The 24863-nt window shown below is 41.4% G+C and carries 28 protein-coding genes; 24 read left to right on the plus strand and 4 right to left on the minus strand.

Annotated features, from left to right (window positions below; translation table 11 throughout):
* Positions 1–36 precede the first annotated feature (36 nt).
* Positions 37–2064, plus strand: coding sequence for a glycoside hydrolase family 31 protein (locus tag PGS38_RS09830; RefSeq protein ID WP_118641089.1), 2028 nt, complete (start codon positions 37–39; stop codon positions 2062–2064).
* 84 nt (positions 2065–2148) lie between these two features.
* Here PGS38_RS09830 and PGS38_RS09835 read toward each other — a convergent pair whose 3' ends face one another.
* Positions 2149–2970 carry a HipA domain-containing protein gene (locus PGS38_RS09835; RefSeq protein WP_118641087.1) on the minus strand — a complete coding sequence of 274 codons (822 nt, stop codon included), beginning with the start codon at positions 2968–2970 and terminating at the stop codon, positions 2149–2151.
* Complete coding sequence (locus tag PGS38_RS09840; protein ID WP_118641085.1) at positions 2951–3586, minus strand: helix-turn-helix domain-containing protein; 636 nt, start codon at positions 3584–3586, stop codon at positions 2951–2953. The genes PGS38_RS09835 and PGS38_RS09840 overlap by 20 nt, the downstream gene beginning before the upstream one ends.
* A gap of 149 nt (positions 3587–3735) precedes the next feature.
* On the opposite strand from PGS38_RS09840, the gene PGS38_RS09845 reads away from it, so the two are divergent.
* Positions 3736–4011, plus strand: a complete 276-nt coding sequence (locus PGS38_RS09845) for a hypothetical protein (protein ID WP_118641083.1) — start codon at positions 3736–3738, stop codon at positions 4009–4011.
* On the opposite strand, the gene PGS38_RS09850 is transcribed toward PGS38_RS09845, so the two are convergent.
* Positions 3997–4197, minus strand: a complete 201-nt coding sequence (locus tag PGS38_RS09850; protein ID WP_147398277.1) for a hypothetical protein — start codon at positions 4195–4197, stop codon at positions 3997–3999. The genes PGS38_RS09845 and PGS38_RS09850 overlap by 15 nt on opposite strands.
* A 38-nt stretch (positions 4198–4235) precedes the next feature.
* Positions 4236–4478, minus strand: a complete 243-nt coding sequence (locus tag PGS38_RS09855) for a hypothetical protein (protein ID WP_055265060.1) — start codon at positions 4476–4478, stop codon at positions 4236–4238.
* 136 nt (positions 4479–4614) lie between these two features.
* Between PGS38_RS09855 and PGS38_RS09860 the strand changes: the two genes are divergently transcribed.
* The 22 genes from PGS38_RS09860 to PGS38_RS09965 all read left to right on the plus strand — a co-directional run bounded on the left by PGS38_RS09860 (position 4615) and on the right by PGS38_RS09965 (position 24834).
* Complete coding sequence (locus tag PGS38_RS09860) at positions 4615–5097, plus strand: glycoside hydrolase family 3 N-terminal domain-containing protein (RefSeq protein WP_416388409.1); 483 nt, start codon at positions 4615–4617, stop codon at positions 5095–5097.
* 206 nt (positions 5098–5303) lie between these two features.
* On the plus strand, positions 5304–5567 hold the full coding sequence (locus PGS38_RS09865; protein ID WP_022461716.1) for an IreB family regulatory phosphoprotein: 264 nt from the start codon (positions 5304–5306) through the stop codon (positions 5565–5567).
* An 11-nt stretch (positions 5568–5578) separates the two neighbouring features.
* Positions 5579–6022, plus strand: coding sequence for a Holliday junction resolvase RuvX (gene ruvX / locus PGS38_RS09870; RefSeq protein WP_022461717.1), 444 nt, complete (start codon positions 5579–5581; stop codon positions 6020–6022).
* Positions 6023–6037: 15 nt separating this feature from the next.
* Positions 6038–6298, plus strand: a complete 261-nt coding sequence (locus tag PGS38_RS09875) for a DUF1292 domain-containing protein (RefSeq protein WP_022461718.1) — start codon at positions 6038–6040, stop codon at positions 6296–6298.
* 178 nt (positions 6299–6476) lie between these two features.
* Entirely contained in the window at positions 6477–8141 is a 1665-nt protein-coding gene (locus PGS38_RS09880) for a ribonuclease J (protein ID WP_055218756.1), read from the plus strand.
* 5 nt (positions 8142–8146) lie between these two features.
* Entirely contained in the window at positions 8147–8482 is a 336-nt protein-coding gene (locus PGS38_RS09885; RefSeq protein WP_158568317.1) for a YlbF/YmcA family competence regulator, read from the plus strand.
* A 26-nt stretch (positions 8483–8508) separates the two neighbouring features.
* Complete coding sequence (locus PGS38_RS09890; protein WP_022461074.1) at positions 8509–8922, plus strand: hypothetical protein; 414 nt, start codon at positions 8509–8511, stop codon at positions 8920–8922.
* 30 nt (positions 8923–8952) lie between these two features.
* Positions 8953–9618, plus strand: a complete 666-nt coding sequence (locus tag PGS38_RS09895; RefSeq protein ID WP_022461075.1) for an O-methyltransferase — start codon at positions 8953–8955, stop codon at positions 9616–9618.
* Positions 9615–10844 (plus strand): peptidase U32 family protein, encoded by a 1230-nt coding sequence (locus PGS38_RS09900; protein WP_270476207.1) that lies wholly within the window; start codon positions 9615–9617, stop codon positions 10842–10844. Before PGS38_RS09895 ends, PGS38_RS09900 begins: the two co-directional genes overlap by 4 nt.
* A gap of 915 nt (positions 10845–11759) precedes the next feature.
* Entirely contained in the window at positions 11760–13028 is a 1269-nt protein-coding gene (locus PGS38_RS09905; RefSeq protein ID WP_119188668.1) for a glycosyltransferase family 4 protein, read from the plus strand.
* Between the two features lie 14 nt (positions 13029–13042).
* Entirely contained in the window at positions 13043–13615 is a 573-nt protein-coding gene (locus PGS38_RS09910) for an acyltransferase (RefSeq protein WP_270476211.1), read from the plus strand.
* Positions 13616–13692: 77 nt separating this feature from the next.
* Entirely contained in the window at positions 13693–14751 is a 1059-nt protein-coding gene (locus tag PGS38_RS09915; protein WP_119188666.1) for a glycosyltransferase family protein, read from the plus strand.
* 3 nt (positions 14752–14754) lie between these two features.
* Entirely contained in the window at positions 14755–16044 is a 1290-nt protein-coding gene (locus tag PGS38_RS09920; protein ID WP_119188665.1) for a glycosyltransferase family 4 protein, read from the plus strand.
* The gene (locus tag PGS38_RS09925; protein WP_119188664.1) at positions 16041–16826 is read left to right on the plus strand and encodes a glycosyltransferase; all 786 of its coding nucleotides are present in this window, start codon (positions 16041–16043) and stop codon (positions 16824–16826) included. The genes PGS38_RS09920 and PGS38_RS09925 overlap by 4 nt, the downstream gene beginning before the upstream one ends.
* A 9-nt stretch (positions 16827–16835) precedes the next feature.
* On the plus strand, positions 16836–17042 hold the full coding sequence (locus PGS38_RS09930) for a PX domain-containing protein (RefSeq protein ID WP_119188663.1): 207 nt from the start codon (positions 16836–16838) through the stop codon (positions 17040–17042).
* A gap of 134 nt (positions 17043–17176) precedes the next feature.
* The gene (locus PGS38_RS09935; protein ID WP_256372469.1) at positions 17177–17857 is read left to right on the plus strand and encodes a polysaccharide pyruvyl transferase family protein; all 681 of its coding nucleotides are present in this window, start codon (positions 17177–17179) and stop codon (positions 17855–17857) included.
* The gene (locus PGS38_RS09940) at positions 17858–19156 is read left to right on the plus strand and encodes a glycosyltransferase family 4 protein (protein WP_119188661.1); all 1299 of its coding nucleotides are present in this window, start codon (positions 17858–17860) and stop codon (positions 19154–19156) included.
* Entirely contained in the window at positions 19146–20096 is a 951-nt protein-coding gene (locus PGS38_RS09945; protein ID WP_119188660.1) for a glycosyltransferase, read from the plus strand. Before PGS38_RS09940 ends, PGS38_RS09945 begins: the two co-directional genes overlap by 11 nt.
* Positions 20097–20117: 21 nt before the next feature.
* Positions 20118–21224 (plus strand): polysaccharide pyruvyl transferase family protein, encoded by a 1107-nt coding sequence (locus tag PGS38_RS09950; RefSeq protein WP_119188659.1) that lies wholly within the window; start codon positions 20118–20120, stop codon positions 21222–21224.
* A 2-nt stretch (positions 21225–21226) separates the two neighbouring features.
* Positions 21227–22423 carry an O-antigen ligase family protein gene (locus tag PGS38_RS09955; RefSeq protein WP_270476213.1) on the plus strand — a complete coding sequence of 399 codons (1197 nt, stop codon included), beginning with the start codon at positions 21227–21229 and terminating at the stop codon, positions 22421–22423.
* On the plus strand, positions 22413–23309 hold the full coding sequence (locus tag PGS38_RS09960) for a hypothetical protein (RefSeq protein WP_119188657.1): 897 nt from the start codon (positions 22413–22415) through the stop codon (positions 23307–23309). The genes PGS38_RS09955 and PGS38_RS09960 overlap by 11 nt, the downstream gene beginning before the upstream one ends.
* Positions 23296–24834, plus strand: coding sequence for an oligosaccharide flippase family protein (locus tag PGS38_RS09965; protein WP_119188656.1), 1539 nt, complete (start codon positions 23296–23298; stop codon positions 24832–24834). Before PGS38_RS09960 ends, PGS38_RS09965 begins: the two co-directional genes overlap by 14 nt.
* Positions 24835–24863: the final 29 nt, after the last annotated feature.

Below are 24863 nucleotides of genomic sequence, written 5' to 3' on the forward strand. Positions count from 1 at the left end.
CTGTGACCTCTCTTTTCAAAAAAGGAGAATAAAACAATGCGTTTTCAGACAAAAAATGGTGTGTTAATTGCACAGGCAAACGGAGAAACACTGCGGATTGAGCCGTGGGGAAAAGATTCCTTACGTGTCCGCGCAACCATGCTTCCAGAATTTTCCGGAAAAGACTGGGCGCTGACCGAAGTGCCGGAAAAAACAGAGGCAAAAGCAGAGCAGTTTGAGGTCGATCATCTGGAAATCGACGGATCGATGGGAAAAAGAACCAGCGCATCCATCACCAATGGAAAAATCCGTGCTGTGGTCAACTTTGCAGGAGTTATCACCTTCTACAAAGAAGAACAGGAAATTTTAAGAGAATATCACCGTTGCTACGACGGAACGATCAGCAAAGAGAGCCGCTGCTTAAAAACGGTCAACCGTGAGTGGAAAGGTGTGATCGGCGGAAGCGAATACAGCCTGAACCTGAAATTTGAGAGCAACGACGAAGAGAAGATTTTCGGAATGGGCCAGTATCAGCAGAAATACATGGATCTGAAGGGATGCACCCTGGAGCTGGCGCAGCGGAACTCCCAGATCAGCGTACCATTCGCCGTATCCAGCTTAGGATATGGTATGCTGTGGAACAATCCGGCTGTCGGACAGGTAACCTTCGGAAAGAACTACACCGAATGGACTGCACGCTCGACCAAAGATATGGACTACTGGCTGACCGCAGCCGATACACCGAAAGAGATCCTGGAAAATTACACCGCAGTGACCGGCCGCGCGCCGAAATTCCCGGAGGACCGTATGGGCCTGTGGCAGTGCAAGCTGCGCTACCGTACGCAGGAGGAAGTGCTTGAAGTGGCACGCCGCTACCAGAAGGAAGGCATCAAAATCGATCAGATTGTCATCGATTTCTTCCACTGGACCGTACAGGGCGACTGGAAATTCGATGAAAAATACTGGCCGGATCCAAAAGCCATGGTGGACGAACTGCATTCCATGGGAATCAAAGTTATCGTTTCCGTATGGCCAAGCGTAGACCGGAAGAGCGAGAACTTCTGGCCGATGCTGGACCGCGGCCTGCTGATTAAAACAGAGCGCGGCGCCCTGCAGACGTATGATTTCCAGGGGGACTGCGTGGAAATCGATGTGTTCAACCCGGAAACCAGAAAATACGTCTGGGAAGTCTGCAAGAAAAACTATTATGATTTTGGAATCGATGCCTTCTGGCTGGACAACTCAGAACCGGATTTCGGCGTTTACGATTTCGATCATTACCGCTATATCGACGGACCGGCTCTTTCCTGCAGCAATATCTATCCGCAGCTGTACAGCCGTGTCTTCTATGACGGCATGAAAGCAGAAGGAGAAGAAAATATTGTAAACCTGCTTCGCTGCGCCTGGGCCGGAAGTCAGAAATACGGAAATGTTGTATGGTCCGGCGATGTGCCGAGTACCTTTGAAGCCTTCTATGATCAGCTCCAGGCCGGCCTTAATATGGGTCTTGCCGGCATTCCGTGGTGGACAACCGATATCGGCGGCTTTATGACAGATGATGTCAATGACCCGGATTTCCAGCAGCTTCTGATCCGATGGTATGAGTTTGCCGTTTACTCTGCTGTTCTCCGTATGCACGGCGACCGCGGACCGCACAACATTCCACCGCTCGATGACCGTGACTTTGGCGGCGGCTATCTGTATACCGGCCAGTCCAATGAATTGTGGAGCTATGGAGAAGAAAATTACCGGATCATGAAGAAATATTACGACATCCGCATCAGCATGCACGATTACATCAAACAGCTGTATGACGAGGCATCCGAAAACGGTTCTCCGCTGATCCGTACCATGTTCTATGAGTTCCCGGATGACAAAAAATGCTGGGAGCTGCAGGATCAGTATATGTTCGGAAGCGAATACCTGGTAGCGCCGATTTTCCATCTGAACGAGTTTGAGCGTGAAGTATATCTTCCGGAAGGACGCTGGGAAGACACCAGAGACGGAAAAGTGTACGAAGGCGGACAGACTATCCGTGCCGCTGCACCGATCGATTCGATTCCGGTATTTAAGAAAATGGCATAAGATCGTGTAAAAAGGTCAAAAAAGAAAACAGTACAGAAGACACACACAGCGTGGGGACTTTTCTGTACTGTTTTCTTTTCGACTCTAACTGCGCATCAGATATCCATATTTGCGCATCTGTCGGCGTATGATTTGCTCAACACGCTGGCGGATTTCCAGAGGGTAGTAATCGGCCAGAGAAGCCAGTTCCGTGCAGACATCTTTTGGCGTAAAGGAAAAGTGAAGCTGGATACCGTATAATTCCTCCGCAGCATCCAGCTGTGTATCAAAATCAGAGCTGAAAGGTTTGGCTTCGATGCGTTCTATACAGACATCCATCGGCAGATCCAGAGGATAGTCATTGCTAATGTCTGCAAACAGGCATAAACCCTGATCGAATAGAGGACTTGGAGAATATTGCTCTGTTTCTGTATCATATAGAACAGCGATGTTGTTGGTGTGCCGGTCTTCGTTTAGAAAGAAGGCATCAATTTCCAGCATAGCGGTCAGATATGCACCGAAATTCTGAATTCCCGTCATGTGTTCCATCTGATCTGCCAGAAAACGAATGCGTTCCGCCGGTTCTGAAAAAGCAGCAAGCGTGATTGCCAGACTGTCTCCGGTATTCTGGCGGTACAGTTTTTCCAATGGGATCAGCATCTGATTTGCTTTTAGAAAATCAGGACTGGAACAGCCACTGCGGAGAGTGCCGCGGTATGCAATCCGAACAGGCTGATACAGGACAAACGGATGGGAAAGAGTGCTTTTTTGCAGTAAATGAGACACCAGTGTCTCCGAGAGTCCCTCATATCCCATATAGTCGGATTTGTACCAGATATTACCGATTTTCCACTTGAGCTGGTCCCCTTTTGAGGTGTGATCTGTTTTTTTGACAGGCAGCTGATGATCAAGACGGATCTGTTCCATGGCGTGCCTCCTTATTTTTCAGAATCAGGAGCCATTGCTCGTCACCGGCCATTCGCCCATCTGTTTTTTCAATGATAAGCAGCGGATCATAAAAGGGAAGTCCCATTTCTTTTAAAATGTCTTTGGCATGATCGCGTGTTTTGGGAAAACAGCGGCTTTCCAGAAACCAGGTAAAATCATCCCAGGTCGGATGCTCCACAACGCCAAAGGCACGAAGCGGAATTTTTTTTGTGTAATTCTGGATTGCAATTTTCTCATGACGGAAGTCGATATCAATCGTTGTGCAAAGCTGATCGCGGTAAAGAAAACACATCCGCGTTTTGACATCGGGATCCGTGCTGAAACAGTGAGCACGGGCAATTTGATTGTATACCGTCTGCCTGCTGACCTGAAAGGTGCGCGCGATCTCGGCAATACTTTTTCCCTGCTGCTGCATGGCAGCCATCTGAATGATTTGTGGCAGCGAAAAAGCAGGTTTTCTTCCAGCTGCATGGCGCAGTGCTTCTTTTTTCGCTAACTGCTGGTATTGTTTCGCGTCTTTGGAAAGCTTGCGCAGCTCCTTTGGGTCCGTTGTTCCAAAGATCTCGTAAATCTGTTGCTCAAATGTGTTTTTCATGCAATCACCTCGTTTCTGCCATTACTGTATCACAGAGATCTGAAAGCGTCAAGAAATCATTTATTGACAAAAAACGAACTGATTGAGAAAAGTTACGGCTCGCAGATGTCTGAGAACAGCAATCATGGCGATGAAAGAACTTCCCTGCAGTGCAGGCAAAAGCTTGGCAGAAAAAAGCAAAGGCAGACCCCATTCTGCGTGAAAAACTGCTTCAGACAAGGGAAAATCCGAATCCAATCCACGCATTCTGCGAAATCTGCCATGCCTATGACGTTTCCATCTATGAAATGGATCTTGCCATGGCAGGTGAAGAATTTTACGCAGAAATCAAACGCAGCACCAATGGCGGCGGAGAAAATTCCCCGGCGCTTGAAGGGGAAGATGACTTCTATGAGCTGTTTCTGGCAGCGTTAGAAAATATATGATTTTTTGCGAAGAATGTAAGTATTGATGAGTGTGGAAAGCTGCATGGACAGTGCCTGATGAACCTGCGAAGGGCTTGCCATGTCGTAGACGACACCGTCAAAAACTTTGAAGCGTTTCTCTTCTGGAAGCATTTCATACTGTTCCAGCGTGACTTTTTCGAGCTGTGGTTGAAGAACTGGCGTCATAAAATACACATCTTTTCCCAAAAATGAAATGAAATCGCTTAAAATTCTTTCTTTAAATGTTCTGCGAGAATCGTATCGTAATCGCCTTCGATTTCCTCATCGCGCCCTGCATACCGCAGATTGGTCTCCACGCCGACCGGCTCCACATCGTCTGCAAATTCCCAGATATGATACCGCAGACCGCGGTGCTCAAAGTCGATGCTTCCGCAGTTGTCCTCTTCCGTATAGGAAAACGTGATTTTTTTCTCGTTTAAGACAGATTGAATTTGTGTCATATGCATAAAGCGTGATACCTCCGATTTTGTAGTTATCTGGAATAAAAAACAGCTACATTTGTTTACATTAGTATAGAACAGGGCGGGAGAAAATTCAATCGAAATTCTGGTCAGAATCATCGCAGCAGCTCTCACACGCGGTGTGCAGAGACAGCACGGGGTCGGAACGACCATCAAACATTACGCCTGCAACAATCAGGAAGAAAACCGCCGCGGCGTATCGAGCATCGTCTCCGAGCGCGCTCTGCGTGAGATCTATCTGAAGGGCTTCGAAATTGCAATCAAAGAATCCCAGCCAAAGGCGATCATGACCTCCTACAACAAGGTAAACGGTGTCCACACCGCCAACAGCTACGATCTGTGCACAACCGCTGCAAGAAAGGAATGGGGCTTTGCCGGCATCATCATGACAGACTGGACCACAACAAACGCCGACGGAGGCTCCTCTGCCGCAAAATGCATTGCTGCCGGAAACGATCTTGTGATGCCGGGAACCGAAACCGACCGCCGCGAAATCCTGGATGCGCTGAGTGCCGAAAATGACCAGTATCTCGAGGAAAAAGACCTGACCGCCTGTGCCCAGAGAATCCTGGAAATGATTTTTACTTCCAATTCATATGAATAATGCGGCGTTTTCAGGGATAAAATAACATCAGAAATAGCTGCCGCCTCTTCGCAAAGCAAAATTTTCCATGCGGGCTTTGAATGTTACAGTTCGCTGAGATGCAGTGAACTGTAACATTCAAATAGTTGGGCAATTTCACGATTGAAATTTCCCATAACATGTATTAGAATATAAATGATATCAATAAATACGAGGACGTGAAAAGAATGTCAGGATTAAGTAACACACAATATTTTAAAGTAAAAACAGAGCCGGAGATTCAGGTAAAAGAGGTACTCGAAACCGTTTACAACGCCATGGTAGAAAAAGGGTATAATCCAGTCAACCAGATCGTAGGCTATATCATGTCAGGCGACCCGACGTACATCACAAGCTTTAAGGGGGCCAGAAGCCTGATCATGAAAGTAGAGCGTGATGAACTGGTAGAGGAACTGTTAAAAGAGTACATCAAAAATGAATCCTGGAAGTGAGCGTAATTACTATGAGAATAATGGGATTAGATTACGGCTCAAAAACAGTAGGGGTGGCAGTCAGCGACGCCCTGGGTCTTACTGCGCAGGGAATCGAAATTGTCCGCAGAAAATCGGAGAATAAGCTGCGTCAGACGCTGGCCCGGATTGAAGAGATAGCAAAAGAGTACGGCGTGGAAAAAATCGTACTCGGCTTCCCGAAACATATGAACAACGACATCGGAGAGCGGGCCGAAAAATCTCTCGAGTTCAAAGAAATGCTGGAGAGACGGACAGGTCTGCCCGTTGTCATGTGGGACGAGCGGCTGACAACGGTCGAAGCAGACCGCACCATGATGGAAACCGGAATCCGCAGGGAAAACCGCAAGGAGTACGTAGATATGATTGCAGCTGTTTTTATCCTGCAGGGATATCTGGACTATCTTTCCCATCAGAAGGAATCACAGGAAAACTGAACAAAGGAATATTGTATGGAAAAAATAACATTTGTAACAGATGATGGCGGCAAAGAAGAATTTTACGTGGAGGAGCAGACCAGAATCAACGGAGTCAACTATATTCTGGTATCCGATTCGAAGGACGACGAGGCAAATGCCTATATTCTGAAGGATATCTCCACCGACACCGACGCAGAGGCAGAGTATGTTATGGTAGAAGACGACACCGAATTCGATGCCGTTTCCGGCGTATTTGCTTCCATGTTGGATGACGAGGCAGACATCACCTATTGAACCAGCCGTTTTGAAGCCATACCGGGACGCAGACGAAGCGGGACCGGGACAGCGCTTTAAAGGGCAAATCCTGCAGGTGCGGGATATGCTCCATCAGCCTGAAGTGACGCTCAGGGGATGCGTGCGTGAAGCCGTACCGGTAACGGAATCGTTTGGAAAACATGCGCGGAGGTGCTATTTGAAAAAGAATAATGGAAGTAAATTAAAAATTATACCGCTTGGCGGTCTGGAACAGATCGGTATGAACATCACCGTTTTCGAGTATGAGGACAGTATCATCGTCGTAGACTGCGGACTTGCATTCCCGGAAGACGACATGCTCGGTATCGACCTGGTCATCCCGGATGTAACATATCTGAAAGAAAACATCGACAAAGTCAAAGGCTTCGTCATCACCCACGGCCACGAGGACCATATCGGAGCCCTGCCTTACATCTTAAAAGAAGTGAATGTACCGGTCTACGCCACCAAACTGACGATTGGCCTGATCGAAAACAAATTAAAGGAGCACAACCTGCTCCGCACCACAAAACGGAAAATCATCAAACACGGACAGTCCATCAACCTGGGCGCATTCCGCATTGAGTTTATCAAAACAAACCACAGTATTGCAGATGCAGCAGCACTGGCAATCTACTCCCCGGCTGGCATCATCGTCCACACCGGAGACTTCAAAGTCGACTACACACCAGTCTTTGGTGATGTCATCGACCTGCAGAGATTCGCAGAGATCGGAAAGAAAGGCGTTCTGGCACTGATGTGCGACAGTACCAATGCAGAGCGGCCTGGCTTTACCATGTCCGAGCGGACCGTAGGAAAGACGATCGACGGCCTGTTTGCCGAGCATCAGAATTCCCGAATCATCATCGCAACCTTCGCATCGAACGTTGACCGTGTGCAGCAGATCATCAACTCTGCTTATAAATACGGCCGTAAAGTTGTCATCGAAGGCCGCAGTATGGTCAACATCATCTCCATCGCGCAGGAGCTTGGCTACATCAATATCCCGGAAAATACCCTGATCGATGTGGAGCAGATGAAAAACTACACCGGCGAGCAGCTTGTCCTGATCACCACCGGAAGCCAGGGCGAGTCCATGGCAGCACTGTCCCGTATGGCGGCACACCTGCACAAAAAGATCTCGATCCTGCCGGGCGACACCGTGATCTTCAGTTCCCACCCAATCCCGGGAAATGAAAAAGCCGTTTCAAACGTCATCAACGAACTGTCTGCACAGGGTGCCAACGTCGTATTCCAGGACGTTCACGTATCCGGACATGCCTGCCAGGAGGAAATCAAACTGATCTACTCCCTGGTAAAACCGAAATACGCCATTCCGGTACACGGCGAATACCGCCACTTAAAAGCACACGCAGAAGTAGCACAGAGCCTCGGCATCCCGAAAGAGAACATCTTTCTCATGTATTCCGGTGATGTCATGGAACTCGATGAGGACGGCGCAGCAGTAACTGGCAAAGTCCACACCGGAGCCATCATGGTCGACGGACTCGGCGTTGGTGATGTAGGAAATATCGTCCTGCGTGACCGCCAGCATCTGTCCGAGGACGGAATCATGGTCGTTGTACTGACTCTCGAAAAGAGAACGAACCAGCTTCTGGCCGGCCCGGACATCGTATCCCGCGGTTTCGTCTATGTACGCGAATCCGAGGATTTGATGGGCGAGGCAAGAGAAGTTGTAGAAGAGGCGCTGGATGGCTGCCTTTCCAAAAATATCTCCGACTGGGGCAAGATCAAATCCACGATCAAAGATGCCCTCGGCGATTATGTATGGAAGAAAACAAAGAGAAGACCGATGATCCTTCCGATCATCATGGAGGCATAAATACCATGGACAAAGTAACAGAATGTCTGGATGCGCTCATCGAAGAAATGAGGGAGAGCAGGGCATATCAGAATTACTTGTGGATGGAAGAGGAACTTGAAAAAGACCCGGACTTAAAAAGCCGGGTCGACGACTATCGAATCCGCAACTACCGACTGCAGCAGTCCGAAAACGTAGACCTTTACGATGCGGTAGATTCCCTGGAGCGGGATTCCTACGCACTCCGCAAAAGCGAGAAAGCAAACGCCTATCTTGAAGCGGAACTCGAGGTCTGTAAGATGGTACAGAAGGTGCAGGACTGCATTTCAGAGGCAATCCGCATCGGAGTACCGGAAATCTAAAACCGAAAATCAAAAGGAGAGCGCCCATGTCCGAAAAGAAAAGGGATGCCGGATACCGCGCAGCGCTGACAGGTGCGAAAGGAACCGTGCGCCTGCTCATTTACGTCTGCGTGATTCTTGTGATCATTCTGGCAGCGAAAACTTCATATCAGTTTGGACATGACGTGTTTGCCGAGGAGCCAGTCGCATCCAGAGGAAAAGGAAAGGAAGTCACCGTACAGGTGCGTTCCGGCATGGAGGCGAAAGAACTTGGCGAACTCCTGAAAGACAACGGACTGATCGACGAAAGCCTTCTGGTTTTCGAAGTCCAGTACCGCCTGTCCGGCTACTACGGCGGCATCAAGGACGGTTCCTACGTGCTGAACACCGCACAGACCGTCGATGAAATGCTGGAAATTCTGGCGGGCGTCAACACCGAAGGACAGCCGTCCGCGGAATAACGCACGTTTGCAAAACAAGAGGAATCTTACATGATAATAGACGAACGAATGGTAACCTACATCAATTCCCTGGACACCGGCCACACCCCGTTTCTGGAAAATCTGGAGCGGACGGCCAAACAGACAAAAGTGCCGATCATTCGCCGTGAAATGCAGAGCTTTTTAAAAGTATTCTTAAAGATGAAACAGCCAAAGAGAATCCTGGAGGTAGGAACTGCCGTAGGATTCTCTGCTGTTTTCATGGCACAGTACGGCGAACCGGACGCAGAGATTACCACAATAGAAAATTACGAAAAACGCATCCCGATCGCACGGGAGAACTTCGAAAAATCCGGCTTCGCCGACCGCATCACGCTGATCCCGGGAGACGCTGCAGAAGTCTTAAAAACCCTGGATGGTCCGTACGATTTTATCTTTATGGACGCCGCTAAGGGACAGTACATCCACTTCCTGCCGGAAGTCCTGCGTGTCCTTGATAAGAACGGCGTACTGATCACCGACAACGTGCTGCAGGACGGCGACGTCATCGAATCCCGCTTCGCCGTGGAACGCCGGAACCGCACGATCCACAAACGGATGCGGGAATACTTATTTGAACTGACACACAATGAAGGGCTGCTGACATCGGTCGTGCCGCTGGGAGATGGAATCGCGATCACGATGAAAAGCCATGAGAAGAGAGAGGAAACAACATGAGAAAACCGGAATTACTGGTTCCAGCCAGCAGTCTGGAAGTATTAAAAGTAGCAGTGATCTTCGGCGCAGATGCCGTATATATCGGCGGAGAAGTCTTCGGACTCCGCGCGAAGGCGAAGAACTTTTCGATGGAAGATATGAAAGAAGGCGTGGAGTTTGCGCATGCGCATGGAGTGAAAGTGTATGTCACCGCGAATATTCTGGCACATAATCAGGATCTGGAGGGTGTGCGGGCTTACTTTGCCGAATTGAAAGAGATTGGACCGGATGCACTCATTATTTCGGATCCGGGAGTGTATCGCATCGCCATGGAAGTGTGCCCGGAGATTGAGCGGCATATCAGTACACAGGCGAATAATACGAACTATGGAACGTATCAGTTCTGGTATGAACAGGGGGCGAAGCGCGTCGTGACAGCGCGGGAGCTGTCTCTGGCAGAGATCAAAGAGATTCGGGAGCACATTCCGGAGGAGATGGAGATTGAGACGTTTATTCATGGGGCGATGTGTATTTCGTACTCGGGAAGATGTCTGCTGTCCAATTATTTCACGGGAAGAGATGCGAACCAGGGGGCTTGTACACATCCGTGCCGGTGGAAGTATGCGGTCATGGAAGAGTCCAGACCGGGGGAGTATCTGCCGGTGTATGAGAATGAGAGAGGGACGTATATCTTTAACTCGAAAGATCTTTGTATGATTGAGCATATCCCGGATTTGCTGGATGCGGGGATTGACAGTTATAAGATTGAAGGAAGAATGAAGACGGCGCTGTATGTGGCGACGGTGGCAAGGACGTATCGGAAGGCGATTGATGATTATCTGGAGAGCCCTAAGAAGTATGAGGAGAATATGGAGTGGTATCGGGATCAGATCTCGAACTGTACGTACAGGCAGTTTACTACGGGATTTTTCTATGGGAAGCCGGATCATGAGAGCCAGATTTATGATAGTAATACGTATGTGAAGGAGTATACGTATCTGGGGATTGTTGGGGAGAAGAATGAAAAAAGCAGATATGCGATTGAGCAGAGGAATAAGTTTTCGGTTGGGGAAGAAATTGAAGTGATGAAACCGGATGGGGAGAATGTCCGCGTTACGGTGAAGGGGATCTGGGATGATGAAGGGAACCAGATGGAGAGTGCGCCGCATCCGAAGCAGAAATTGTGGATTGATCTTGGCGTGGAATTGGATAGGTTTGATATTTTGAGAAGGAAAGAAATGGAATAGGATAGGAAAATAAAAGGGGATTAGGAACGTGTCATTTTCGAAAGGTTGCTAATCCTTTTTTGTGCGAATAGATATTATGTAAAATAATGGTAATGATAAAAGAAACAAATAGGAAAAAGTTCGACATTCTGTGAAGAAAGTTGCTTCATAATGTTTACAAACTGGAGCAAATAAGCTAGAATGTACATGATATTGTTGGGCTAAGACTAAATGCTGTTTTAATAGGCCATAAGTCACAAAAATATGTTAAGTATCATTACAAACGGAATGTATATAACTGGCAATGTCTACCTCAAACTTTCAGTGGCGGCATGATGGTCTACGGTGGCGTATAAAACTCATGCAAAATACCCCTACTGCGAGCCTGTTTTATTGCAGAGCAAGGGACGGACATGATACCTTCATTTTTCCGAAGAATTAGAGGTGGAGGTTGAAAGTGTTGAAAAGTCCAAAATCTATTTTTCTGGAAAAGTTTATTGCAGACAAAAGCAGGACATGATAACTGCATTTTTCCGGGGAATTAGAGGTAGTGAGGGGTAGATGATTGTTCATGTTGCAACAAAGATGGAATATGAACTTGTACAGTTTTAACAAAGTAAGTTGATATGAAGGTTATGACAATAAAGGTCAACACTTTGAAAAATGGAAAAGTGCGACTGCGAGTTATGACAATAAGACCTAACACTTTGTTGGTGAGTTGGTATGAAGGTGTCTACCTTAAAGTTTCAGTTGAAGCGAAATGAGTGAGTAGCCCATGGCAGGTCTACATAAAAGATTCAGTGGTGGTCGGATGATACCCACTGTGAGAAAAATGATAGCTACAGTGTGATGAACACACTGTTTGATATAGATAAGGTCCGCCGGTGTACTGCATCGGTGGTTAGATGTAAAAACTTGTGAGAGGAATATAGCGGAATGTCAAATAAGAAGAATCTCCTGATCTACGCTCATTACTATATTCCAGATACTGCGTCAACGGGGCAGATCCTCCGTGAATTGGCGGAGGGTATGCTGGACAAATTCAATATTACGGTCATCTGCGTGGTACCGAGTTACTTAGGAATCATTGAAGATAAGTATAAGACACAGAAATACTACGAAGAAGAAATCAACGGCGTGAAGGTACTGCGAATCCGGGTGCCGGAGTTCAGCAAGACCAATAAGAAGAGCCGTGTGAAGAACATTGTTTCCTATTTCTTTGGAGCAATGGGTGCGACCTTTAAGGTTGGTAAGATGGACTATGTGTTCTCCATTTCTCAGCCTCCGATTCTTGGCGGTTTGTTGGGCGTCTGGGGCAAGTGGGTAAAACATGCCAAGTACATTTATAACATTCAGGACTTCAATCCGGAACAGGTGCTAGCTGTTGGCTACACCAAGAGCAAGTTTATCACCGATGCCATGATGTGGTTCGATAAATTCAGCTGCAAGCGCAGTGATCTTGTGATCACGGTCGGCCGTGATCTGGTGGAGACAGTCGAGAAACGTTTCGAGGGAAAGAAAGTTCCAAAGACCGTTATGATCAACAACTGGATTGATGAGAATGAGATATATCCGCTGGATGAAAACAATGAGAGAGTTGTTGCTTTCAAGAAGAAGTATGGTCTTGATGGCAAATTTGTCATCATGTACTCTGGCAATATTGGTTTGTACTATGACCTTGAGAATTTGATTAAGGTTGTGGAGAAAATCAAGGCTGGAACGAGGACGGCAGATGGTCGGGAGGTCGTATTCGCATTTGTTGGTGCAGGCTCCGTGCTGGACAAGTTGGTGCTCTATGTAAAGCAGCATCACATGGACAATGTGGTTTTCATTCCGTACCAAGATAAGGCTGACCTGATTTATAGCTTGAACGCTGGTGACGTTCACTGGTGTGTGAATGCGAAAGGCATTAAAGGTGTGAGCTGCCCATCGAAGGCATACGGAATAATGGCCGCTTCGAAACCCATTTTAGGGGTCCTAGAGTCTGGCTCAGAGGTTCGTTGCCTGATTGAAGATACACATGGTGGTCTCTGCTGTGAGCCGGGTGAGTATGACAAGGTGGAGGAGAATATCCGCTGGTTTATTGAGAATGCTGGAAACAGTGAGTTGAAGGCAATGGGAGCCAGAGGACGTGAGAATCTGGAGAAGAATCTTACCAGAAATGTGTCGGTGAGAAAGTACGCAGAAGAGATTCTGAAGCTGTAAAGGAGGCGAGAGGTATGAACAGTAACTGGTTTAAGCTGGTTATGAAGATGGCGAAAGTTGAATATGGGAAAAACCTCTTGCTGAAGGGTGTGCCGATCATCTTCAACAAGGACGGTGCCAAGCTAAAGATTGGTGAGAACGTCACAATCAAGAGTAGCTTTCTGAGTAATTTAGTTGGACTTTACAGCCGGACAATCATTGTCACTCGTGCTCCGGGAGCAGAGATTGAAATTGGAGACAATGTCGGGATAAGTGGAGCAACGATTTACGCCCGGAAAAAGATCACGATTGGTGAAAACACTTGCATTGGTGGAAACTGCAAGATTCTGGACAATGACTTTCATCCGATAGAGGTAGAGGCTAGAAACAAGCTCCTGCGAGATGAAAACGGCGGCGATAGCAATCTGGTGCCGAGCAGAGAAATTATGATTGGCAAGAACTGCTTTATCGGATGCAACAGCATAATCCTGAAAGGCACAGTGCTGGGGGATGGCTGTGTTGTCGGTGCCGGTGCAGTTGTGTGCGGTAAGTTTGAGGATAATTGTGTGATTGCTGGAAACCCGGCAAGGATTATTAAGAAGTTATAAAATATCTTGGAAAATCTACAGAGATCAACCATGATGAAACCTCAGTATTGATTTGAGAGAAAGGCCTTTGGGAAAGTATGAATAAAATAGCAATTGTAGGTTTTCATAATTTGCATCTGATGCAATTTCTATATAAATATACTGATATTTTTGACAAAAATAATATTCCATATGACGTATTATACTGGGACCGAGATATGGATTCCAATATTAAATGTAAAACATTTAAGGGTAATAGCATTTCATATCGTTATAAAATGAGCAACTATCAGCCCAAGGCGAAAAAAATTCACGGCTTTGTTGGGTGCATGCGGTATTTTTGCAAGATAATTAAAAAGAACAAGTATGATCATATTATTTTATTGACAACGCAAACAGCATTACCTTTATATATGCTGAGTGGAATCGTCAGAAAATCAAAATTTGTTTTTGATTATCGAGATTTGACATATGAAAAAAATAGCATTTGCAGAAAAATTATAAAAGGTATTATTGAAAAATCTGAATTTACAGCTATTTCCTCGATGGGATTTAAAAAGGTTCTTGGTGAGAGCAATAAATTTGTAATGTCTCACAATGTAAGCAATTTAAAAATGGAATGCTTACCTAAGAAAAGTAGTAGGAACCTCAGAGTCGTTTTTTGGGGAATGATACGGCAAATCGAATGGAATAAAAAAATTTGTGATTTATTTGGAAATGTACCTGGTATAGAACTACGCTATTGTGGGGAAGGCAATACAGAAGAACTCAAACAATATTGTGAGAAGTATCATAATATTGTTTTCACAGGTAGATATACAGTTGACCAAATTCCCTTTTTTGTAGAACAAACAGATGTATTACTCAATCTTTATGAGAATGATGAGCAGCAGAAACTGGCAATGACAGTCAAACTTTATGATGGGATTCGCTATGGCTTGCCGATGCTGATATCAAAAGGATCTTATATGGGAGAGCTGATGCAGACCAATGATTTCGTTTATGTCACAGATGTAGATGAATTTGATATTGAGGCATTTAAGAGCTGGTATCAAAGCTTGAATAAAGAGTGCTATCCATATTCAAGCGAATATCTTAAAATTCAAAAAGATGATGAGCGATTTGAAAGTAGATTGCTTGCTTTTGCAAAGGAATAAAAAATGCATATTGGAATTTATATAAATAATGAAAATATATCAAGTGTTGATTGTAAGAATTTATTGGCGGGAAATCCGGGAATAGGCGGAACGGAATATTGTGTTTTGCTGTTAGCCCAAGTATATAAAATGTATTATTCAAATAATAAGGTTACATTATTTGTGGCTAAACAAGGTATCCTGCCTGAAGTTGATAACTATGTAGTTGTTAATGGTATTGATGACTTACCAGCAAAGGCCCAAAAAGAGGACGTTGATGTCCTTGTTGTTAGTGCAGTTTATAATGGTATTCCGCTTCCACAGAGCTTTTTCGATGATATAAGTGCGAAAAAGATTAAAACAATTCTGTGGGGGCATAACTTTTATTTGAACGATTTCTGTAATAAAATTTGCAAATGCGAATATGCAAAGGCTAATGTATTTGTTGGAAGGCAGCAATATGATCGTTATATTGATCACGCTGTTATTAATAAGTCTACATACATATATAATATGTATCCGGAAACGGACGAATTGCACCGAGATAAGATACAAAACCATGCGGTTACCTATATTGGTTCATTAGTTCCGACAAAAGGGTTCCATGTACTTGCTGCTGTTTGGAAAACTATTCTAAAAGAAGTTCCAGACGCAGCGCTTAATGTTGTAGGAAATGGAAAGTTATATGGCCGAAATTCAAAGTTGGGAAAATACAATATTGCAGAAGATTCTTATGAGAAACAGTTTATGTCTGGCTTAACGGACGATGAAGGAAATATTTTGCCGTCTGTACATTTTTGGGGCGTTCTTGGAGTCGAAAAGAATGATGTGATTCGTAATACTTGTGTAGGTGTCGTTAATCCTACGGGAAGAACTGAGACATTTGGAATTAGTGCACTCGATTTTGAAAGCATGAGTGTGCCAGTGGTTACCATTGCAAAAGGTGGATTTTTAGATACTGTTTTGAATGAAGAAACCGGACTGCTTTATGGACATACAGATGATTTTGCAAAAGACATTATAATGCTATTGAAGAACGATAAACTTAATGAGCAATACGGGAGAGACGGCGTTCAGCTATGCAAAAAATTCACGCCAGATAAGATAATCAAGGAATGGAATCGCTTATTTTTGAAAGTTCTGAACGATGAAAAAATGGAATACATAGAACCTGATAGTTTTATGGAAACAAATCTAAAAAAATATCGATGCCTTAATCGGAAAATCAAAAATGCCATTGGGGTAGAATATCCGATATCTGTAATTGGCGCGGAAAGCTTTGCAAGAAATGTTTTGCGGAGGATGGGGAAATGATTAAATTTAGTATCATAACAGTGTGCCTAAACGCTGGAAATGATTTATTGGAAACTGTTGAGAGTACATTGAAACAGTCATATAGTGAGTTTGAAATCATTGTAAAAGATGGCTTTTCAAAGGATGAATCGATTTGCAAGTTACCACAAGATAAAAGAATTCATCTTGTACAAAAAAAAGACACCGGCATATATGATGCAATGAATCAGGGAATTGAAGTTGCACAAGGGGATTATATGATCTTTATGAATGCCGGTGATAAGTTTTATGATTCCGAGGTTCTTAAGCGTATTGCCGATGGAATTGAGGAGACATCGGGGGATTTGTATTATGGAAGATGCTATAATCAAATATTAGATGTGGTAGATCCCGCTCCCAAAAAGCTGACGAAATATTTTTGCTATAGATCAATGATTTGTCACCAAGCGACAATTTATAAAACTAGTATGCTGAAAAAACGTGGGTATGATGTTTCATACACGGTAAGTGCGGACAGAGAACGAATGTTATATGCTGTTATAAAGGAAAAAGCCAGATGTGTTTACCTTCCGGTTGTTGTTGTTGCTTTTCAAGGCGGAGGATTTTGTACAACGGACAAGGCAAAGAGACTGTTGGCAAATGAGAAAGAAAGACTGACAAAAACATATTTTTCAGCAGCAGAGCGTTTGAAATATGGAATCCAGCACAAGTTGACTTTTCCCGCCCTTAGAAAAAAAGTATTGAATAATGAGTCTGCTGTGCGTATATATCGAAAATTTATCAGCAAAATTTATGGAAATTGAGGAAAATTTATGGGGGTTATTATTATAAATCAAGGCTGGACTGATAACTTAGGAGATGTAGCAATTGGAAAGACGTTAAAGAAAGAACTGAAAGACTTTCACCCACTTGAGTTGCAGTTTGCTCCAATTATGGCAAAACCAGCACAGACTACTGCCTCAAAAATCCTTGAACTGATTAAACTTGACTGTAGATATAGAAGGTGGATAAAGAAGTAGCTAAATGAGATTAGTGAACCTATTAGCGCGGCTATTATTGGAGGCGGAGAGCTTTTAGCTACAAATATGAACTTTAATTCTGCTATGAAAATTTGGATAGAGCAGTTACATAAAAGAAAAATCCCTGTGTTCCTTTGGGGAATCGGGGGGGGTATACGAACCCAATTTATCGCATGAGGTATAAATCAGCACTGGCAAAAGCCGATGAGATTTGCGTGAGGGATGCTTATTCAAAGCAGGTTGTAGAGAAATGTTATGCCAGAACGCCTTTGAGTTATCCGGATGTTGTATTTTTGTATGGAAAAGAGAAAAAAACACACGATAAAAATAGTAAGGGAAAGAAAGTGTGTTGCAATGTTTTATCGTACGATTATTACAAGAATGCAGGCGGCAGCAAATCGAAAGAAGAGTATTTTGATGAGTGGAAAGAAATTCTAGATTCCTATACTGATTCAGATACTATTATTCTGTTTAGTTCAACTACAATAGAAGATAGAAAGACAACAGAAGAATTTTCAAAGAAATATGTCTGGCAGAAAAGTTGTGTATCTTTTCCTGATACTGTGGATGAGTATTGGAGCCAATTAGAAGATGTAGACTATGTCATTTCTGGAAGAATGCATGCTATGATTTTAGCAATGCAACAGGGATGCATTTGCGTGCCATATGAATGGAAAGATAAATTGGAAGTCTTCAAACGGGAGTATTGTGATTCTGGTATAGAGCTGGCAAAAGTTAGAAGAAATGTTGAACTTGGGTTCGCTGCGTTGAAGAAAGGCATAAGTGGATTAGAAGAAGATGAAAGGAAAGCATAAATGAATGTTGTGATTTTTAGTAATGCACCAATAAAAAGAATAACGGATGCATTAAATTTACCGTTTTCGCCTAAGGAAGGTTGGGTAAGTGCAGCGATAGCGATGTTGCAAACTGTAGAATGCAATATATTCTATGTTTTTCCACAAAGAAAAACTAAAGAAGTTATAAAGGGAAAAATTGAAAATATTCAATATTATGGATACCCAAAGACAAAAAGATATGATTGGGAGTTTGAAGAATCACACCAGCGTATCTTTGAAGAAATTTTAAATGAAATCCCACAAATTGATGTTATACACATAATGGGGACAGAGTATGGACACAGTTTGTCAGCAGTTTTGGCGGCAGAAAGCTGTGGCGAAATAAATAAAGTTGTTATTTCAATTCAGGGAATGGTATCTGTATATGCAGAACATACCTATGCAAATCTTCCCATTAGCGTTTTAAAGTCGTGGACCATTCGTGATATTATCCGCATGAATAATCCGATTAAAGCTAAACAAACGATGGAATTACGTGGAACATATGAGGTTCAGGCAATCCAAAAAGTCCATCATATTATGGGAAGAACAGATTGGGATAGAGCTTGTACAATGGAGATTAATCCATCTGCGGAATACCACTTTTGCAATGAAACTCTTCGACCGGAGTTTTACGTAGGAGAATGGAATTATGAAAAATGCAGAAAGCATAGCATTTTCATGAGTCAAGGGTACAACAGTATTAAGGGAATGCATTATATGCTAGAAGCCTTAAATATAATTAAAAGATTCTATCCAGATGTGAAACTATATGTAACAGGGACAAGCCCACTGAGTAGAAATTGGATTGAAAAACAAAAAAGATCTGTATATGTTAATTATTTAGAGAAACTTATAAGACAGTATAGTCTGGAAAATAGCATTGTGTTTTTGGGAAGTTTAAATGCCGAAGAAATGAAGGAACAGTATTTATTGGCAAATGTATTTGCTTCTCCTTCATCAATTGAAAATTCCCCAAATTCTGTAGGGGAAGCAATGATTTTAGGAACTCCTGTTGTCAGTTCTGATGTTGGTGGAGTGAAAAACATGTTGACGCATAATGAAGAAGGGTTTTTGTACCAACATGACGCACCATATATGTTAGCTTTTTATGCGATGGAGCTATTTGAAAATAAGGAAAAATGTTTTGAATTTTCAAAAAATGCAAAACAACATGCAAAAACAACTCATGATGCGAATCAGAATCTGAGAGCTTTAATCGATATTTATAGATCAATTGCGCAAAAAAATAGAGAGGTAGATAAGGATGGAAAATAAGCCGCTGATTAGCGTTATTGTTCCAGTATATAATGTACAGAAATATGTTAGAAAGTCAGTTGAAAGTATTTTACAGCAGACTTATAAAAATCTTGAAATTATATTGGTGGATGATGGCTCGACGGATGAAAGTGGTAAGATTTGTGATATGTTAGCGCGCTCGGATAATCGAGTAACCGTTATACATAAGAAAAATGGTGGACTTTCTGATGCACGAAATGCCGGATTGGATAGAGCAACGGGTGAACTTATAGGTTTTGTTGACAGCGATGATTACATTGAAAAAAATATGTATGAGGTTCTTGAGGAAAGAATGCGCATAAACGAGGCGGATATTTCATGCTGCGGAAGGTACGTGGTTCAAGAAAGTGATGGCACAAAAACGCCATATTTTATCTTGGATAGAGAACAAATATTATCACCTTGTCAAGCGATAGGAAAACTACTTGTATGGGATAGTTGTGATTCGGCAGCGTGGGATAAACTTTATAAGGTGAAACTGTTCAAAGGGCGTAGATATCCATTTGGGGTACTTCATGAAGATTTGAACTTTACGTCTAAACTATTTAGTGAAAGTGATAAGATTGTTCTAACAGGAATGCCTTTATATAATTACTTGATTCGAGAAAATAGTATATGCAATAAACCATTTACTACACAAAAGTTTGATATTTATGAACAGGCAAAATTGAATTGTCAGTTTGTTAGAGATACATACAAGGAACTTGAGGAAAAAGCAAAATATTTTTTATTTAGGTGTACATGTACTTTATTGCGGAGCGCTTCAGATGCTGCACAGATAAGTGAAAAAGATTTAAAACGGGTAAAAGAACTAGCTCGTACGCAGTTAAGTACAGCTATATTAAATAGATTTGTGCCATTGGGAGAAAGAAAATACTATTTTGAATTACTGTATAAGGTGTGTATAAAAAAGAAATAGTTGTATGAAGAGGAGAAAATCATGTTAGTAGGCATCCTTTCAATGCAAAGAATTGTGAATTATGGATCATTTATGCAAGCATATTCACTGAAAAAGATGGTTGAATCGTTAGGTCACAGAGTGGTTTTTGTTGACTATAAACCTAATGTCTTAATTGAAGATCGAAACGATAAAACAAAAAGACAAGAATTACTTTATCAGGAAATTAAAGATGGCATAAAATTCCACATCTTGAAAAAATATGGAGAACAGCAGAAAAAATTTATTGAATGTTATCCTATATTAGGAATTTCAAAGTTTAAAGCATACCATACGAAAGTTGATGTTCTTATAGTAGGAAGCGATGAGGTCTTTAACTGTACTCAAAGAAATCCTAAAGTTGGATTTGCTTTAGACTTTTTTGGTGAGAATAATAGAGCACGTAGACTAATAACATACGCGGCATCTTTTGGAAGTACAACTTATGAAAAACTTTGTTCTTATAAAGTTGACGCACAAATTAAAAAAGACTTGAAAATGTTTGATGCGATATCTGTAAGAGACAATAATTCATACAGTATAGTGGAAAAACTTTGTGGTGTAAAATCTAATATGAATCTTGATCCTGTTTTAGTTTCAGGAATAGAAAATGAACCTTGGAAAGAAGCTAATATAGAGAACTATATTATTGTATACGGCTATGCGGGTCGTTTTGCGGAAGAGGAAAAGCAAGCGATAGTTGAGTTTGCACATAAAAATAAATTAAAAACCATATCTTTGTGCGATTATCAAGATTTTTGTGATCAACATATTGTATGTCGCCCAGATGAAATTTTGGGCTATTTTAAGAAAGCGAATTATATTGTGACAGATACATTTCATGGAACTATTTTTTCTGTCATTTTTCATAAACAGTTTGGAACTTTTTGTAGATCAAAATCCAATACTGGGTCAACTAATCAAGAGAAACTCTTAGATTTACTGCATCGTTTACAATTAGAGAATCAATTAATAAAAGATGTAAGAAACCTTGAAACTGCTTTGACATCTGAAATTGATTACGAATCAGTGGATTTAATTCGCGAACAAGAAAAAGCTAAAAGCATAAACTATTTGCGTGCTAACATATCAATTCCAAAAGAGAGGTAACGATGAAAGTTAAATACATAGATTTGGAAATGGGATTACTAGCAGTAGTTATAGCCTTTACTGCGTTTATAAATATCAGTACATTTCATATTGCTAATTATAGAGAGATGAAAATTTTAATGCTCCTTCTAGGCGGGGTTATCATATTAAAATATGCACACGTGATAATGAAAAAAGAGTATCAGTTAATTAATGCTGGATTACTTTTTTTTGCGTGTGTAGCTGGAATGAGTTCATTCATAAATCGTGGGCTTCAAGGAACTGATTATGTCAGTGTGATCGTTTTTGTATTTACTATTCTTGAAACTTTTTCTTTTGTAGAAATTATTAGAGAAAATGAAAAAGTGCATATGGGATGTAAAATAATATACATCTGCTGTCTTGTGACTTGTATATTGAGTGATTTGTTAATGATTGTTTTTCCGTTTCGATTTTCATTTTTACTTCATAATGATGCGTATTTAGTAGGCAATAAATTTAATGTGTGCTATACACATTTATACTTACTTCTATTTTTTTGTGCAACGCATAATTTAAATCGAAAAAGAAATCGGATAGTTCTAATAGGGTTCTTGGTGGAATCTATTGCAGTTGCGCTTTCTGTAAACTGTACAACTGGTATGATTTCTTTCTTTATTTTTGCACTTTTAATGGTAACAAAGGATAGAATCTATAGCATAGTAGAGAAGCCGGCCTTTTTTGTCTTACTAACAATTGGATTGGATTTACTATTAGTGATCAATAGTGCGGTACTTAGCATACCGGTTATTAGTAACTTTATCACTAATACTTTAGGAAAAGATATAACCTTGACAGGTAGAATGGACGCATATGCGAGATTCTTTTTTATGATGAGTAGACATTATCTGCTAGGTTATGGGCTGGATCACAACTATTGGGTATGCTTGAAAGGATTGACGAGTAATAGTTTATTACCAATTTATAATGCGCAAAATGGTATATTTGATAGTATTGTGTCATATGGACTAATAGGTACTATTGTGATATTCCTTGTGTCGTGTGAAATGATTAAAAAGGGAAGAAAAAAAAGTGACTATGCATTTCTATGTGGAATATATGTTTTTTGCATGCTTTCAATGGTAGAAGTAACATTAAATCTTAAGTTTATTATTTTGCTTGCTTTTGTTGGCTTAGCATGGGAGAAAGAAAAGGTGCAGGACAATAACGATGAATGGTGATGTTTGGAAAACTCTGGATTGGAAAAATTCAGAGTTGCAAGGAAATTATAATAGTGAAACGGACAATATAAAGATTCGCCATGGAAAAAAAGATGGGATAGCATATATTTTTTGCTCATCGAATTCACTTTATAAAAAGGATGATAGACAGGATTTTGTATCTAAAGTAGTAAATAAAGACAAATTTGAATGGGAAAATATAACGCAGGATATAGATCATGAAAAAATAATTTATATAAGCGACATATGGTTGAGTTGGTATGTTGTAGGGGTAAATGCAAAATATAATACGATAGATGCACTTATTAAGAAAATGAGAGAGGAAACGGAAGGAATGCAGGTAATCACGGTTGGTGTTTCCTCTGGTGGGTTTATAGCTGCAATATTAGCTTCATCCCTTAAAGCAAGCTATTGCTTAGATTTTGCAGGTCAATTTTCATTACTGCATCATTGGACACATGTGGATACTAATCCATTTTTGAAGGAACTGTATTCAAAAAATGGACATTGCTTTGGAGAAGCATATATGTATTTGGGGGAGTCTCCAATATATTATTTTGAACCAGCCTTATGTGAGCAAGACATTGAACAGGCTAAATATGCAAAAATGTGCTCTAATGTTAAAATTCTTCGAGTCCGCTCAAAAACGCATGGATGTGCTATATCACCTGTTGCATTAAGGAAGGTGATGTCCTACGACGTGGAACAGATGGAAAAATTGTATCAGTCGTGTGAAAATAAGATGAAATCGTCTTTATGGTTTTCAGTGAAGACAGCGGGTGTTCAAAATACCCTTATTTATTTTGGTAAAAAAATATTGAAAAAATTAGAAGTTAAAATTAATTCTAAGAAAGGACTATTAATGAAAACATATGAAAAGCAATAATCGTGATTTTTTGATTAACCTAGTTGCACAAATGATGGTATTTGCAACAAACCTGATTATCAGTTTTTTCTTTACACCAATTGTACTAAATAAGTTGGGTAATGAAGCGTATGGATTTGTTGGGCTTGTTAATAATTTCGTGAGTTACATATCTGTTATTACGGTTGCACTAAACTCCTTGGCGGGTAGATTTATTACACTCTCGTATCACAGGCATGATGAAAAAAAGGTAAGAGAATATTTTTCATCAGTTTTTTTTGCGGATACAATTCTAGGTGTTCTTGTTCTGGGTGCAGCGGTAATATTGTGTGTTCGGATTGAGTACCTTATAAATATTCCAGATTACTTGGTTTCTGATGTACGAACAACTGTTATCCTCGCTTTTTTTAGCTCAACAATATCTTTAATTGGCGTTGTTTTTGGAGTTGCAGCATTTATAAAGAATAAATTGTACTTGAACTCATTAGCCCAAATGACGGCCAATATTGTTAGAGTGCTTGTTTTGGCGGCTACATTTTGGCTATTTGTACCCCATATGTGGTACTATTCGATCGCAGCAATATGTGCTGGTGGCGTTACAATTGCATTACAATATGTGTTCACCAAAAAGCTAATCCCTGAAATAACAATTAAGAAAGAATACTACAATCCTAAGCGTATTTTAGAAATACTTAAAAGCGGTGTTTGGCTGAGCTTAGAAAGTCTTAATAAAATGTTACAAACGGGACTGGATTTGCTTGTGACCAATCTGTTTGTAAACGCAAGCGCAATGGGACTGTTTTCTATTGCAAAACAGATACCAGTTATTTTGGCACAAATACCGCAGCTAATTGCAAATGTATTTAATCCGGAACTTGCAAAACTATATGCCGAAAATAAGCAAGAGGAACTAATTGAAAAATTTAAATTTACTATTCGCTTTTTAAGTTTTATGATGATAGTTCCGTTAATAGGTTTTGTGGTTTTTGGAAAAGAATTTTATACGTTATGGCTTGGAAATAAAACAGTAAATGAGATTAATACGATTCAGATACTTTCAATTTTAACGGTACTTCCGCTTTTGGTGAACGCTTATGTAGAGGGACTTTATTATGCTAATACACTTGCTAATAAAATCAAAGGATCTGTAATTATTACTACGATTTTCAGCGTTGCAAGTATTGGAACAGAATTTTTGCTTCTGAAAACAACAAATTTTAATCCGTTGATTATTATTGCTGGTACAAGTTCATGTTACATGATTGTTAGACATGCAGTGGTTACCCCTCTGTATTGTGCATATGTTCTTAAATTGCCTAAAATGACGTTTTATCCAGCCTTGGTTAAAAGCGTTGTAATTTCTTGTGTTATCTATGTATTGTTTGAGGGCGTAAGAAGAGTTATAGTCATAGGTTCTTGGTTTAAGTTTTTATTTGTCTGTGCCGGAGTAGGAATCTTAGGGTATGTACTTGTGCTGATATTGTTATTTAATAAGGACGAACGAAAAAAGGTGCTTCAAATGGTTTTGAAAAGAAAGTCAAAATGATTTATGTTTTCATCGTCCTGAGCAAACAA

The organism is Fusicatenibacter saccharivorans, from assembly GCF_027667425.1.
GTDB classification, from domain to species: Bacteria; Bacillota; Clostridia; order Lachnospirales; family Lachnospiraceae; genus Fusicatenibacter; species Fusicatenibacter saccharivorans.

What these genes read in the sequence shown, in the direction of transcription:
- PGS38_RS09900 (WP_270476207.1), top strand. Translation starts at nt 9,615, where the DNA reads ATGAGAAAACCGGAATTACTGGTTCCAGCCAGCAGTCTGGAAGTATTA.
- PGS38_RS09830 (WP_118641089.1), top strand. Translation starts at nt 37, where the DNA reads ATGCGTTTTCAGACAAAAAATGGTGTGTTAATTGCACAGGCAAACGGA.
- PGS38_RS09965 (WP_119188656.1), top strand. Translation starts at nt 23,296, where the DNA reads ATGAAAAGCAATAATCGTGATTTTTTGATTAACCTAGTTGCACAAATG.
- ruvX (WP_022461717.1), top strand. Translation starts at nt 5,579, where the DNA reads ATGAGAATAATGGGATTAGATTACGGCTCAAAAACAGTAGGGGTGGCA.
- PGS38_RS09875 (WP_022461718.1), top strand. Translation starts at nt 6,038, where the DNA reads ATGGAAAAAATAACATTTGTAACAGATGATGGCGGCAAAGAAGAATTT.
- PGS38_RS09895 (WP_022461075.1), top strand. Translation starts at nt 8,953, where the DNA reads ATGATAATAGACGAACGAATGGTAACCTACATCAATTCCCTGGACACC.
- PGS38_RS09925 (WP_119188664.1), top strand. Translation starts at nt 16,041, where the DNA reads ATGATTAAATTTAGTATCATAACAGTGTGCCTAAACGCTGGAAATGAT.
- PGS38_RS09945 (WP_119188660.1), top strand. Translation starts at nt 19,146, where the DNA reads ATGGAAAATAAGCCGCTGATTAGCGTTATTGTTCCAGTATATAATGTA.
- PGS38_RS09905 (WP_119188668.1), top strand. Translation starts at nt 11,760, where the DNA reads ATGTCAAATAAGAAGAATCTCCTGATCTACGCTCATTACTATATTCCA.
- PGS38_RS09960 (WP_119188657.1), top strand. Translation starts at nt 22,413, where the DNA reads ATGAATGGTGATGTTTGGAAAACTCTGGATTGGAAAAATTCAGAGTTG.
- PGS38_RS09940 (WP_119188661.1), top strand. Translation starts at nt 17,858, where the DNA reads ATGAATGTTGTGATTTTTAGTAATGCACCAATAAAAAGAATAACGGAT.
- PGS38_RS09920 (WP_119188665.1), top strand. Translation starts at nt 14,755, where the DNA reads ATGCATATTGGAATTTATATAAATAATGAAAATATATCAAGTGTTGAT.
- PGS38_RS09885 (WP_158568317.1), top strand. Translation starts at nt 8,147, where the DNA reads ATGGACAAAGTAACAGAATGTCTGGATGCGCTCATCGAAGAAATGAGG.
- PGS38_RS09850 (WP_147398277.1), bottom strand. Translation starts at nt 4,197, where the DNA reads ATGACGCCAGTTCTTCAACCACAGCTCGAAAAAGTCACGCTGGAACAG.
- PGS38_RS09865 (WP_022461716.1), top strand. Translation starts at nt 5,304, where the DNA reads ATGTCAGGATTAAGTAACACACAATATTTTAAAGTAAAAACAGAGCCG.
- PGS38_RS09910 (WP_270476211.1), top strand. Translation starts at nt 13,043, where the DNA reads ATGAACAGTAACTGGTTTAAGCTGGTTATGAAGATGGCGAAAGTTGAA.
- PGS38_RS09890 (WP_022461074.1), top strand. Translation starts at nt 8,509, where the DNA reads ATGTCCGAAAAGAAAAGGGATGCCGGATACCGCGCAGCGCTGACAGGT.
- PGS38_RS09840 (WP_118641085.1), bottom strand. Translation starts at nt 3,586, where the DNA reads ATGAAAAACACATTTGAGCAACAGATTTACGAGATCTTTGGAACAACG.
- PGS38_RS09915 (WP_119188666.1), top strand. Translation starts at nt 13,693, where the DNA reads ATGAATAAAATAGCAATTGTAGGTTTTCATAATTTGCATCTGATGCAA.
- PGS38_RS09835 (WP_118641087.1), bottom strand. Translation starts at nt 2,970, where the DNA reads ATGGAACAGATCCGTCTTGATCATCAGCTGCCTGTCAAAAAAACAGAT.
- PGS38_RS09930 (WP_119188663.1), top strand. Translation starts at nt 16,836, where the DNA reads ATGGGGGTTATTATTATAAATCAAGGCTGGACTGATAACTTAGGAGAT.
- PGS38_RS09955 (WP_270476213.1), top strand. Translation starts at nt 21,227, where the DNA reads ATGAAAGTTAAATACATAGATTTGGAAATGGGATTACTAGCAGTAGTT.
- PGS38_RS09855 (WP_055265060.1), bottom strand. Translation starts at nt 4,478, where the DNA reads ATGCATATGACACAAATTCAATCTGTCTTAAACGAGAAAAAAATCACG.
- PGS38_RS09950 (WP_119188659.1), top strand. Translation starts at nt 20,118, where the DNA reads ATGTTAGTAGGCATCCTTTCAATGCAAAGAATTGTGAATTATGGATCA.